Genomic DNA, 13,336 nt, shown 5'->3' with positions numbered 1-13,336 from the left:
GTTTATATTATATCGGGCTGGCGTAATTAGAGAATATATTATCTCGATATTTGGTGAAGAGTTTAAAGATAATATTATTTTTTCAACTGAGAACAATGAATCTACAAGAGAATTAGTACGATTGGGTATTGGAATATCAATAATTCCGAAATTTTACATTGATACTTGGTCTGCACATGAAAGGGAAGGAATAAGCTTTCTATCGTTCGAAGATGTTGAAATAAAGCCGGATCCTTGTGTGTTTTATAATCGGAAACGTTATGCCCCAGAGTATCTCAAAAATTTTATTGAAACTCTGTTAATATTTGATGAGAAAGAAATAATCTAATAGATAGTTTTTTTGATTTCTGTCTTCCATTTAAAAATAATATGAATATAAAAAAAATCTAAGAGACCATCCAAAAATACAATTATAAATGAGGAAATGGTCTCTTTCTTTTTTATTCATTAGGTACAGGATCCCAAGCTGTAACAACAATTGTATCCACTCCGGTTAGGGGATCAAAAACTCGACGCTCGATTTCACCAATATTTCCCCCATAAACATGAATACCAACACACGGTTCCTTTGTAGCACAGGATACTTTATGAATATCTTGATCTGAAGTACAGCAAACAACTACATCACCTTTTTCCAATGTCTGTTCACTGATTTTTACAGGAGCGGCTCCTGTGGTTACCTCGTAATGAATCTCATGTTCACCGCCTTGTACAATTCCAATTACTCCCCATGTTCCATGATTATGGATCGGTGTTGATTGTCCAACATCCCAAACGGCTGAGGCTATCGAAAAACTGTTATCGGGAGCTACATAGACTGGATACAAAGTATACTTATCCGGATTTGGTTTCCTATAAATCTCAGGAATCACTTCATCCATAAACATTATTTCTTTCATTCTCACAGCTACTTTTTGAGTAATACTTACTTCAGTTTCTTTTGTGTTTTTTACCAACATATCAATATATTCAATAAATTCAATAAGTTCAGGATGCATTTTTAAAGAATTCAATGCAATTCCTCCCTGTTTCGTTCTTTTTTAAAGCGTTTTTTAATAATTAATAATCCCATCTCACACTTTAGAAGTAAGCCAATCATTAAAAACTTCATGATTATGCTCGCCAAGTTTTGGAGGGTTTTTGGAAATTTTAAAAGTAAAATTGCTCATCTGTATAGGAAAACCAATATCCTTTGTCAGTAAACCATTGGGAAGTTGGATTTCTTCAATGAGTTCCATTTCTTGTACATGCGGATCGTTAAGTACATCTTCAAATGAATTTATTGGTGCGCAAGGAACTCCTTTTCGATCAAATTTCTCCAGCCATTCTGCTGAAGTGCCTGTAGAAAAAACAGGCTGCAGAATAGTAGTAAGTTCCTTTTGATTTTTTGCTCTCAAAACCTGTGAATTAAATCTTTCATCCATTTCTAGCTCTGGCATCTCTACAATTTCACAAACAGCACTCCATAATTTATCGTTGCCAGCTGCAATGACAAAAGGCTTATCAATGGCATTAAACCCTTGATAAGGTGCATTTCTTGGGTGAGCAGAGCCTAAACGTTTTGGAGATTCTCCTGTACCATGATATTCACTCGTCTGAAGTGCTGAAATTCCCAAAAGACTTCCTAACATAGAGCAGTCAATATGAACCCCCTGATTCGTGCGGCTGACTTTAGAAAGTGCGGCCATTATGCTATAAGCTCCATATAATGCAGTAACAAAATCACCAACTGGAACACCGCATTTCACCGGGGGTCCGGTTTCTTCACCTGTAACACTCATAAGCCCGCTAATAGCTTGAACAGTTACATCAAAAGCCCCCTTTTTCGCGTATGGTCCTGTTTGACCATATCCAGAAATAGAACAATATACCAATTTGGGATTAATCGTTTTAATGTTTTCATAGTCAAGTCTATATTTTTTTAGAACACCAGGACGATAGTTTTCTATTAAGACATCAGCTTCAACACATAATTCCTTCAATTTTTCTAACTGAACTGAGTCATTAAAATCAATGGTTATACTGCGTTTATTGCGATTTAATGAAGCAAAATTCCCGCTATATGATTCCCCTTCTTCACATTTAATTAAAGGAGGCCATGATCTCATACCATCTCCGCCATCTGGCCGCTCTATTTTTACCACATCTGCTCCAAGGTCAGCCAAAAGCATTCCTGCAAAAGGTCCTGCTGCAATCTGGCCAATTTCGATTACCTTTAACCCTAAGAGAGGCGGCTCAATATTAATATTTTGCATAGGCAACCCTTCCTTTTTTTTATTCTTCAGCTTTTTTCTTTCTTATCTTCACTCTCTCTAGATAATGTGAAAATCTTTCTTGAAAATCACCTTCTAAAACTGAGTTTCTTGCTAATGACACTGGTGACGCTATTTTGTTATGTGAATTCTGACCATTTGAACAAATAGCCTTAACTATTTTCTGAGCGTGATTAGGGATACGTGATATGTGGTTAGCACGTATAATGGCTGTTTCAAAGCAAGCGGTATTCTCACAAATCTCGTGTATTAAACCGTATTGCAATGCTTGATTAGAATCTATAACTTGTCCTGATAATACTAAATGACGAGTTATAGCAGACCCTGTTTCTTTCATTAAACGCTGTGTTCCTAAAATTAAGCCGAATTGAGGACCAGGGAAACTAAAACTAGAGGAAGCGCTTCCAATTCTCAGGTCACATGATAAAGCAAGATCTGCTCCAGCTCCATATGCATAGCCGCTAACCGCAGCAATTGTAATACATGGTAATTTCATAACCATTTCAAAGGTATCTGCCAAATCGGAGAAAAAGTCTGCTGCTTCCTCATTTGATAAACCTCGAACATATCCCACATCTATTCCAGTGCTAAAAGACTTTGGTAATTCACTAGAAATAATGAGGACATCTATTTGACGATGCTCTTGAATGTCTTCCAAATGGCTTCGCAATTCCATAAGTAAATCTTTATTTATCGCATTAAGCTGTTTTGATCGGTTTAATGAAAGTACTAAAATTTTTCTCTCCTTATAATACTCCTGTTTAACAATATAGGAATGTTTCATTCTGATGTCCTTCCAGTAATATTTATATGATTGCGGTTCCGATTACAGCAATCTCATTATTCTCGTTTATGATTGAAACGATTAATTGATTTTCTTTGCTATCTTGTTCACAGCAAACCTTTATGCTCTGCTCGACTTTAACAGGTTTGATAAATTTTACTTCCAGCAAGCTTATACTCTTCGATCTTGGTAATAGAGCTGTTAATTCTTTTTCTATCAAAGATAATAGATGGAAACCATGTGCCAATGTTCCTTTAAATTTTGTATTTTTTGCATGTTTAGGGTCAACATGTATTTTCCCATTTCCCCCGCTGGCCTTAGCAAACTTATTGATAAATTCTTGTGTAACTTTATATGGCTTACTTACATATTTTGTTTCATTCAAATGCTTATCCCTACCTTTCAGGTCATTCTTCCTCGAGATATTTTTTATTTTAGTAAATCCCATAAATGCGTAGATTCATGTTTACAAATCAATGCATTTCCTTTTAGGAAATCTACTTCATAAATAAAATAATTTCTCTCATTCTTCTTATATTTATCTTTTATGGTTACAATTACGTCTATTTCATCTCCAATATTTGCATCCATGTAATACTCCATCTTTTGTTTTATTTGAATGGTTCCTGGTGATAATCTTCCGCCAAAAGCATCGTATATAGGAGCAAAGATTGCAAATAAATATTTTGGTACTTTGCCTGGCTGATAGGCATCTTGTAAAGCCACCACATAGTCTCTCACTAATTGTTCAGTAATGACAAATTTACTTTTGAACTTATCTCCAATTGAAAGGGCATAATAATCAATAGTTTTCATTTTTATTTTCCTTCCCTTTTCATTCAAAAAGTTTATTTCCCAGTAAAATTAGGTTTCCTTTTTTCTAAAAATGATTTAAAACCTTCAATTCTATCTTCACTTCTATCAATGTTAGAGATAATCCTATTGCCAATCCCCGTATACTCCATAACATTAGGATCATTTGCAAGTTTCTTAAGGCCCTTCACAACTAAAGGGGAATTTTGGGTTATCGTTTGTGCCATCTTCATGGATTCATATATAACTTGATCATCTGGAACCAGTCTATTAACAAAACCAACCTCATAAGCACGTTGCGCAGTGATACCATTTCCAGTTAACAGCATTTCAAGAGCAATCCCCTTAGGCATATATTTTGTCAAAAGAGAACCTACCCCACCTGTATATCCAATTTTAGCTTCCGGATAAATAAATTGAGCATTCTCTCCCGCAATCCGTATATCAGACATCATGGCGATAACCAACCCTATGCCAATACAATAACCATTAACCGCTGCTATTATTGGTTTTGTAACCTCTACTCCGATACCAGGTATTGATGCTGACACTGGGGTAAAGTCGTTAAGATCTAGCCCTGCACTGAACGATCTACCTTCACCTGATATAATTGCTACTTTGGCCATTTCATCTTTTTCAAATTTGCACCACGCATTATAGAGACCTTCAACCATATTCTTATTGAAAGAATTTAATTTTTCAGGTCTCTGTAAAGTAATCATTGCAACTTGTTCATTATTTTCATACCTTACCAGCTTATTTAAGTTCATGGAATATTCCTCCTAATTCATCCAAACAATGAATAATTAAATTACATTCTTTTCCTTTAAAAATTCGTATTCTTCAGGATCTAACTCGAGCAGACCCAGATAAACTTGATCATTATCAGCACCCATCGTTTTTCCTGACCATGCAATCTTACCTGGAGTATGAGAAAATTTTGGCACTATCCCTGGAACATGAACCTTTCCTACTTCAGAATCATGAACTTCTACGATATTTTCACGAGCAGCAATATGAGGATCTCTAAAAATATGTTCTACACTATTAACCGGGGCTGCAGGGACACCTGCTTCATCAAGTAAGGCAAGCACTTGTTCACCGGTATATTGTCCCATCCATTCTTCAATGATTTCATTGAGTTCATCTGTATAGGTTGCACGATTACGCATACCAATAAAGCGGGGATCTTCTATCAAATATTCGAGATTCATAGCTGTTGCTAACCTTTTAAATGAGTTATCAAGACCTGCATGAATAGTAATCCAACGCCCATCTCCAGCCTTGTAAGTTTCTGCAGGAGCCATTGAAAGGTGGCGATTGCCAACTCGTTCCCTTATCTCACCATGAACTCCATAACTGGCAATTATATCCTCTGAAATACGGAAAGGAGCCTCATATAGAGCTAGATCAATTTCTTGACCTTTTCCTGCACCTATCACATCACGATAATATACAGCCATTAATGCAGAAAGAGCATTAAAAGTACCAGTAAGATAATCCGCAATTGACACACCCATTTTTACCGGCGGTTTATCAGGGTGACCCGACACGTAGCTCATGCCGCTATAACTCAATGCTATGCGATCTAGACCTGGCTTATTTTTATAAGGCCCTGTTTGACCATAGCCCGATACTCTAACCATTATTAAACGTGGATTGATTTCAGACAGCTGACCATATCCTAGATTCCAAGATTCAAGGGTTCCAGGGGAGAAATTCTCAACTAGAATATCTGCCCACTTAACTAGCCGCTTAATCAAATCTTGGCCTTCAGCTTGACGCATATCCAAAGTAATACAATGTTTATTGCGCGCTCCATCTACCCAGGCAAGTGAGCTGCCGTTCGCTGTTGCCTTCCCATATTGTCTAATAGGGTCACCGACATTGGGTAATTCAACCTTTATTACATCCGCTCCGAAGTCTGCGAGCAGGCCCGCTCCAAAAGGACCAGCAATAAGTGTTCCTATATCCAGAACCTTCAGCCCTTTTAAAGGGCCGAATTCAGAACTTCCTGGTAACTTGTTAGATTCCTTTTTTTCCATGTCGACTTTCCTCTCCCTATTTGATAGTAGGTTGGCTGGGCTCCACCTCATTATTTGGCAGATTGACACTCAATGTAACTTCACCGTTCTTCAATTTAGTTTGCAATTCATTAAATTTAGTTCCGGTTTCTAACCTGAAAAATCTTAACTGCTCCTCCTGTGCCTTTGAATAGGATAACTCACAAAGCATTCCTGGAGGTGCACATAAAACTTTAACACCTTGGCTAACCATCCACTTAACCGTAGCCCCCCTCCGACCTTCTGTAAGGCCTAAAGCTGGATTAGGTGAATCAGTGTACGCCCCTGTATCCGTGTCATAAATTCTCGCAATCTCTCCCTCTACAATTGGAACAATTGTTTCATTATCTTTAGCCAAAACTATACCTAATTTCATTGTAATCTCCTCCTTGACCTTATTGTATAATAGTTTGAAGAGTTAGAAAATTCGGTATTATTTTTGATTGATAACTTAAACCTATCAATATATGAATGACTTATTTTTTTTGTAATTTATCTTCGCTTAATAGCTCAATAACTTTTGAAAATGAAAGCGCATCTTTTTATTAATAAAAAAAATACCTGACCCTTTTCATGTAAAAAAGATCAGGTACTGGATATTAAGCAAACACATTAAATATAGGTGCCCCCGGCTAAGATATTACCCCACAGGAGACAGGCGAACTAGCCTCTAGGTTTAGTCTCTCAAGTTGCTTTAACGCAACATAAGTTTTTGAACAACCCGAATAACGGTCCTTCGGGTAAGCTGAACAGCTTCAGCAATCGTATGGTATTTGGCAAATGACACGCCCACCACTTTAACAGAATGCCTCCAGATAAACTGGAGAACTTTCAACGCATCTTGTGAAATGGATGATTTATGTATGAATAAAAAGCCGCGAACTGCTTTGTCCATTTCTCCCACATCTACAAAAGATTGATACCTTTGAATGGTTTCATAATTTAATTTTTCCATTTTCATAGCCTTTCGACAGTGCACGATCCATTTATTCCTAGGTAGCTCTAAATTAATATAAATATATAAAAAAGAAAATTAGCTAATAAAGCCATAAACACGTTTTTTCTAGCCAAAAGTGATTTTTTGAAGCGAAAAGAGGAGTTAAAATGCAGTTTTGGGGCTCAAAATGGAACTTTGATATTAAATTGAAGATCCCTACTGATGTTTATCATGTAGAGACTGACTATGACAAGTCAGTCTCTTATTTATCTAATGGATGTGTTCGTAATGGGCGAAGTCTTTTGTTTGAGGCAAAGTGAAAATATTTTTTTGCATTGAGGAATTGAAATTCCTAGGATGGGCCCTAACCCAAACGCAATAATCACTGTGCCTATTCCAACAGGGCCTCCTAACAACCAGCCTATAAGAAAAATGATGATTTCAATCCCATTTCGTACCCAGGGGATGCTCCAGCCCGTTTTTTCAACTATCAAAAGCATAAAATGGTCTCTTGGTCCTGCTCCAAGGTCAGCAGAAACATATAAACCAATTCCATATCCTAGAAAAATAACACCAAGTATATACACGAATGATTCCCCTATTAAACCATCAACGGGTGGAAGCAGCCAATTAAAAAAATCAATAAACAATCCTAGAAACACCATATTAAGGAGCGCTCCTATTTTTGGCCATTCCTTTTTAATTACAGAACTAATCAACAAAAGCAAGCATCCACTGATGATCGCCCAGGATCCAATGGAGAGCCCGAATTTGAGAAATAACCCGTAATGAAAAACGTCCCACGGTCCAATCCCCAATTGTTTACCTTTAATAGTTAAAGAAATCCCAAAAGCCAAAATCATTAATCCAAAAACAAAAAAAGACCAGCGCAGAAACCATTCTCTTCTCATCAAGACTGCTCCTTCATCTTATATAATGCTATACTAATATACCATAAGAATTTAGGAATAGGGACATTTGTAAGGGATAATGTCTTTGGAGGTCTCGCAGCTAAAATGGAGGACTCATTCACAGTTTAGTTAGAATTATGGATGAATTACTCAGTATATTTATCTGTTCGATCAACAATTGTAAAAGTAGAATAATTTCTTTTATGTAATTCAAAAGCTTTGTCAATTGAAGCTACCCCAAACCATCCACCATTTCTTAACATTTCGTTTATGCCTTTGTACTTTGGATTACGTGACTTATTCTTATTGTGATCCCAAAATGTTTAGTTGGCTTGTCAATATCTATCCAGATGCTCATGTTAAATGCTTTAAAACTATTATTTGTTATTTTAAAATAATAATCAATTATTGCCTCAAATAATACTCGTTTAAGCATTTTCAATTTTATCAGTCATTTTCAATAACAAAAACTGAAATTCTAAGTAGAATTATTTATGCAAGTTTAATTGTTTTAAAGTTTCAGAATAAGTTCATAGAGTTACAGGATTAAAGGAGCTTCTAAACTCAATAAACATTCGAGAAAGGAAAGGAGGAATTCAAACTCAAAATAGTAACTACTCCAGAGAAATCGATCATAACAAAATTTATAGTGTACTAACTTAGACTCGTTAATAATAACGCGGAAAATACTTTTTTCCCTTACAATAAGATCCTTTTCAAAAGCTTCTATTAAATTTAGTAATTTATTATTTAGATATTCTCCCCATTGATTGTTCATTTTAGGATAAAATACTGTGATAGTTCTTTTGTTCATTGAAAGTAGGGATCCCACCAACAAAATCAGCTTTTTGTTGGCGGGCCCCACTTATATATAAGCTCAAAAAGAAAGATAAGATTGTATCATATACGTTGAAAGCTTTCTTCTTGATCCTTTTAAGGGAATAAGCACTATCTTTTTCGATCAAAGATATTTTCGATCCCTTTGCATTATTACTTTTCTATCGTTTTGCATTTGTTTATAGCAATAGAAAAGCTAGCGGTGTTACTATAATCACGCTTAGAACTGTTCTTTCAATCCAGATGACAAGAAGCTTTCGAATGCTAATCGGAATGTCTGTTGACAGTACAGAAGGAATGTAAGCTGAGAAAAACACAATGGCTGTAACGGATACAACCGCAATGATAAATTTTGTGACTAAAGGTGCTTCGACAACTAATAGGGCTGGTAAATACATTTCGGTAATTTCAATTGCTAAAGCTTTTGCAGCTAAGAGTGGTTCCGGTATTTGTAATATTAAAGTTAATGGATAAAAAATGTATCCAATAAAGTCGAAAATTGGAGTGTAAGTGGCTATTAACATCCCCAACAAACCAATGGATAAAATAGTAGGAAGGGTACTCATTGTCATAATAAAACCCTCGCGTAAATATAACCATACATTTTTTCCAATACTCAAGGAGTTATTTGCTGACTCCATTCCAGCTTTCCAAGCATTGGCTAATAATTTCCCTTTGTATACCTCTTCAGGTTGACCTTTTCCTTCGTAATATTCATTACTAAATTTATTGAGTGGCCAGATGCGCACTGTGATAGCTGTTACAAGGAATGTGACTAAAAATGTAACCCAAAAGTAAAGATTCCATAAATGCATAATTTCTAGTGTATTAGCGATAATGATCATAAACCCTACCGTAACGGTAGAAAAACCAGTTACAATAATAGCGGCTTCTTTTAGTGTATATTTCCCTTCTTTGTACAAACGGTTAGTAATAACCATCCCAACCAAAAAGCTTCCTACAAAAGAGGCCACAGCATCAACCGCAGAGCGGCCTGGAGTTTTATAAATCGGACGCATAATAGGCTGTGCAAGAACACCAATAAATTCTAATAGCCCATATCCTACAAGAAATGCAAGGAATATTGAACCAAGAGGCACTATAAGTGCTACCATAATACCTAGTTTATCGAACAGTAAAGGTTTTTGGTCTAGTAACCATGAAGGTCCGATATTTAAAATATACATAAGGGCAACAACAGCTCCGACTATTTTTAGCAAGGAGAAAATAGTATTATATGTATTTCCCCTCCAAAAACCCTTAATAAATGGATAGGCAGCCCCTATAAAAATTACAATTAATGTATAAATCGGAACAAGGGATGGAAGTGCGGACCTTATCCAAGACATCAAATGGTCAAGTGGTATAGATGATACCCCATTTACTGTTATCGGAATAAAAAATGTAAAAATACCGATAAGACTAAATGCAAAAAACTTCAGTACATTAACAGGTGTAGATAGTTGTGTCTGTGTCTGTACATTTGATTGAATATTAGGGTTACTCATGTTAACATCTCCTTTATGTTAGAAATTCGTTAAACTTGATCCCTTTCAGCATTCCAGATATAAAATAATCTTACACTACCTTTCCCCCATTCCTTGATCTATAAAAAACCACTATGAGAGTTAACTACCCTCAGCTACTCTACATCTGTTAAATTCTTTTTCATCAAGTCGTTTTTATTTATTTCCTAATTTTCAGAAATTTCATTTGATGCTTAGGGGTATAATACCCCTGTCTACTTTTTAGAAGCTATAAGCTTTTCTATGACTCACGTATCAGGACTATCACATGTTAACTTGATAGATGAAATTCTGTTCTTTTACCAGTCGATAAAGAATTTTCAAAGGGATGAATACAACTTCATTTACTAGTTTTATAGCTAGGGTGGATTGAGCTCTAATTTTCTTGGTTAAACATTTTTTCCCTCAAGTCCAGCCAACTCTTCTTTTGTAGCAGCTGGTGCTTTCATTTCAAATATTTCGTTGATAACAGTATAATCATAATACCCTAGGCGGGCAATCGGTTTAATTTTCAATATATCAAGTTTCCCACTAGGTAGAATGATATTATCTGCGATATGCACATGAGCTACTCGTCCGATAACAATATCGACTGTAGAAACCTCATTTCCAGTTGGAATCCTAATTGTCTGGACATACTCACATTCGAAATGAACCGGTGATTCGGCCACACGTGACACAGGAGCCTCAATGCAATTTTTCTTTGTTACACCCGCTGCCTCAAATTCATCAACATCTGCCGTAGACGCCTTTGCGGAAATATTTACTGCTTCGCGTAAATCCCAAGTAGCCATGTTCCAAACAAACCAACCAGTTTCCTCAGCGTTTCGAACAGTATCCTTTCTTCCACCTAATACTGATTGATTTGCCGCAAACATTACCATAGGTGGATCCCAAGTAAGATTTTGATATTGGCTGTATGGTGCAAGATTATCTACTCCATCTTTAGATCTGGTTGAAAGCCATCCGATAGGGCGTGGTATTGTACTACTTTTAAAAGGGTCATATGGTAAGCCATGATCCTGACCATTCTTTGGTGAATAATGCATATAAATTCCTCCCAGATATTTAATATTTTTATTGACTAATTGAGTTTGTAACTTTTTAGTGCAACTGCCCTACTGTCGAATCACCTCCTATAATTTCTATATCTGCAGAATCCATTTACTTAAGAAAGTGTTTTCTTTATTCGTTAGATTAATCCTATCTTTTTGTGCTACATGATTCTATGGATAATATCCATAATTTTATGAAAATATAAAGTGATTTGACATGCAAAAGAAAAATTCATCCACGTTATATGGATGAATTTTAGATATCTGGATAATTATTAGTTTTCCACAAACTAGGGGAATATCCTATAATGTTTTTAAAGACTCTACTAAAATAGCTCGGGTCTGTGAAACCGACTCGTTCGGCTATTTCTGAAATCGTCATAGTTGATCCTTTTAGAAGCGATTGTGCTTCTTTAATTCGTTTCATTTGTAGATATTCCGTAAAAGTACACCCCATCTGTTTTTTAAACATTGAACTAAAATACTGACTATTTCGATTTACATAAGATGAAATTTCCTCAAGGGTAATTGGGGTAGCGTAATGTTCATTTATATATTGAATCGCTTTTTTTATAAGAATAGAGTTATAAGAGAATTCCTCTTTTTCAACTTGATCGCATAATCTGTAACAAAATAACAGCATATTGTGGATAATATCAAATAACACTTCGCCGGTTAATATATCGTTAAATAACTCTTTATAAATAGGTTCTTCTTTAAGTAGATATACTTTTTCCAGCATAAAGCGTCTTATATGTGATAAGATATTTGTTAATCGAATGCGGACGTTTTCCGAATCGGGGAAACTTTCTTCCGTTATCGGATACTTATTTGCCTGATCATAAAGCCATTTCTTTAGCATCTCACGATCGATGTTTCGTAAATGCTTCATAATTTCATCGCTTTCCTCAGGCGAAAGAAATGGATCGATATCGGTTAAGACCAAGTTTTCAATCGGAGGAAATACATGGTTCCCCCCAAAGTAAAAGCGGCGTAACAGGGCACGTTTTGCTTCCCAGTATGATTGATGTACCATCATCGGATCGTTGTAGCATTTTCCAATACTTGCAGAAAAGGATAAATCATTTTTATTTTTCATCTTTTGGCAAGAGTACACTAATATCCGTCTCAACGAATGAATTGGTTCTTGATCGGAAGGTAAAAATTCTACACTAAACAATAGGACGAGTTGATCGCCAACGATTAGCACAAAGGGGCGGTAGGATTGAAACTCTTTGTTTATTAAATGAACTAACTTAGTTAAGTCAACTTCTTCTTTATTCGACTTATCAAGGCTGAGTGCGACAACAAGTGTCGGGATCTGTTGATAGCCCCATGTTTGGACCTGATCCAAAATAAGTGAATTATTGAATACTCTTCCGAATAAGAGGTCATACGCCCATCCGTGATGGATAAAAGTTTCTCTGTCTTCGCTTGGCTTTTTTTGTGAATTAATCATTGCTTTTTTTACTGTATGTAACCACTCAGTTGTTTCATAAGGTTTTATGAACAGAGCCTCTGCTTTCATCTTTAATGACTGCTCAGCTGCTTCAAAGGTTTTATGATTTGTATGAACAATTGTCTTTATTTCAAGTTCCCTCAGTAAATTTGTTAATTTTTTTCGAGTATGAGTAAACATTTCAAGTTCTACAATTACAATATCTGGCTTCCAATCGAAAAGGAGATCTAAAAACTCTTCTTCATTATCGGTTTCTTTTAACTGCGTTATTAAAATCTGGTTTGATAATAAAACCCACCTTATTCCCTTTCGTTCAAGTTCATCCCTTTCAGCTATAAGTATTTTCATCCCTTGCCTCCTAATATTTTTTCAAGTGATTTAAAACCCCATTCCTAATAGCAAATGAAACAAACAAGGACACTTTCATTTTCTTAAAGTTTTTTTAATTCTACTAAAAATCGTTCCTAAATAAATATAACATAGCAAAAAGGCCCCCAATATTAAGAGTACTTCACTCATATATGTTGGGGTTTATCTTTTATTATGTCACCAATTCAGAGGCTTTTCTATTTTTATCACACTTATTATACAATTGAGGAAGCTAAAACAAATATTGATGTAGAACCTGAAGCAAATGATTCAAGGTGCAAAAAAATTAAAATCTACCCCTTTTAAAAT

General features: G+C 35.6%; 14 protein-coding genes. 1 reads left to right on the top strand and 13 read right to left on the bottom strand.

Annotated elements, in window-relative coordinates; genetic code table 11:
* Positions 1-328 (top strand): LysR family transcriptional regulator substrate-binding protein (locus V7122_RS22500; protein WP_335529294.1); only part of this gene is annotated, 328 nt, incomplete at its 5' end.
* Positions 329-440: 112 nt separating this feature from the next.
* On the opposite strand, the gene V7122_RS22495 is transcribed toward V7122_RS22500, so the two are convergent.
* The 13 genes from V7122_RS22495 to V7122_RS22435 form a co-directional block, all read right to left on the bottom strand.
* Positions 441-1,013 (bottom strand): hypothetical protein, encoded by a 573-nt coding sequence (locus V7122_RS22495; protein WP_335529291.1) that lies wholly within the window; start codon positions 1,011-1,013, stop codon positions 441-443.
* Positions 1,014-1,073: 60 nt separating this feature from the next.
* The gene (locus V7122_RS22490) at positions 1,074-2,255 is read right to left on the bottom strand and encodes a CaiB/BaiF CoA transferase family protein (protein ID WP_335529288.1); all 1,182 of its coding nucleotides are present in this window, start codon (positions 2,253-2,255) and stop codon (positions 1,074-1,076) included.
* Positions 2,256-2,274: 19 nt separating this feature from the next.
* Complete coding sequence (locus V7122_RS22485) at positions 2,275-3,057, bottom strand: enoyl-CoA hydratase/isomerase family protein (RefSeq protein ID WP_335529285.1); 783 nt, start codon at positions 3,055-3,057, stop codon at positions 2,275-2,277.
* A 22-nt stretch (positions 3,058-3,079) separates the two neighbouring features.
* Positions 3,080-3,442 carry a MaoC family dehydratase gene (locus tag V7122_RS22480; protein WP_335529283.1) on the bottom strand — a complete coding sequence of 121 codons (363 nt, stop codon included), beginning with the start codon at positions 3,440-3,442 and terminating at the stop codon, positions 3,080-3,082.
* A 44-nt stretch (positions 3,443-3,486) separates the two neighbouring features.
* Positions 3,487-3,873, bottom strand: a complete 387-nt coding sequence (locus V7122_RS22475) for a hypothetical protein (protein ID WP_335529281.1) — start codon at positions 3,871-3,873, stop codon at positions 3,487-3,489.
* Between the two features lie 32 nt (positions 3,874-3,905).
* Positions 3,906-4,640, bottom strand: coding sequence for an enoyl-CoA hydratase/isomerase family protein (locus tag V7122_RS22470; protein WP_335529279.1), 735 nt, complete (start codon positions 4,638-4,640; stop codon positions 3,906-3,908).
* Between the two features lie 36 nt (positions 4,641-4,676).
* The gene (locus tag V7122_RS22465; protein ID WP_335529275.1) at positions 4,677-5,915 is read right to left on the bottom strand and encodes a CaiB/BaiF CoA transferase family protein; all 1,239 of its coding nucleotides are present in this window, start codon (positions 5,913-5,915) and stop codon (positions 4,677-4,679) included.
* A 16-nt stretch (positions 5,916-5,931) separates the two neighbouring features.
* Entirely contained in the window at positions 5,932-6,309 is a 378-nt protein-coding gene (locus V7122_RS22460; protein WP_335529272.1) for a hypothetical protein, read from the bottom strand.
* Between the two features lie 318 nt (positions 6,310-6,627).
* Positions 6,628-6,888: a helix-turn-helix domain-containing protein gene (locus V7122_RS22455; protein ID WP_335529269.1), complete on the bottom strand. Its 261-nt coding sequence runs from the start codon at positions 6,886-6,888 to the stop codon at positions 6,628-6,630.
* Positions 6,889-7,136: 248 nt separating this feature from the next.
* Positions 7,137-7,781, bottom strand: coding sequence for a YczE/YyaS/YitT family protein (locus tag V7122_RS22450; protein ID WP_335348434.1), 645 nt, complete (start codon positions 7,779-7,781; stop codon positions 7,137-7,139).
* A gap of 1,016 nt (positions 7,782-8,797) precedes the next feature.
* The gene (locus V7122_RS22445; RefSeq protein ID WP_335348433.1) at positions 8,798-10,126 is read right to left on the bottom strand and encodes a YjiH family protein; all 1,329 of its coding nucleotides are present in this window, start codon (positions 10,124-10,126) and stop codon (positions 8,798-8,800) included.
* A 407-nt stretch (positions 10,127-10,533) separates the two neighbouring features.
* Positions 10,534-11,193, bottom strand: coding sequence for a flavin reductase family protein (locus V7122_RS22440; protein WP_335529266.1), 660 nt, complete (start codon positions 11,191-11,193; stop codon positions 10,534-10,536).
* Positions 11,194-11,455: 262 nt separating this feature from the next.
* Complete coding sequence (locus V7122_RS22435) at positions 11,456-13,006, bottom strand: AraC family transcriptional regulator (RefSeq protein ID WP_335529262.1); 1,551 nt, start codon at positions 13,004-13,006, stop codon at positions 11,456-11,458.
* Between the last annotated feature and the right edge of the window lie 330 nt (positions 13,007-13,336).

The organism is Bacillus sp. JJ1532 (assembly GCF_036965085.1).
Classification (GTDB): Bacteria; Bacillota; Bacilli; order Bacillales; family Cytobacillaceae; genus Cytobacillus.
The sequence above is the reverse complement of the archived record's forward strand: the minus strand, read 5'-3'. Positions and strand labels throughout refer to the sequence as shown.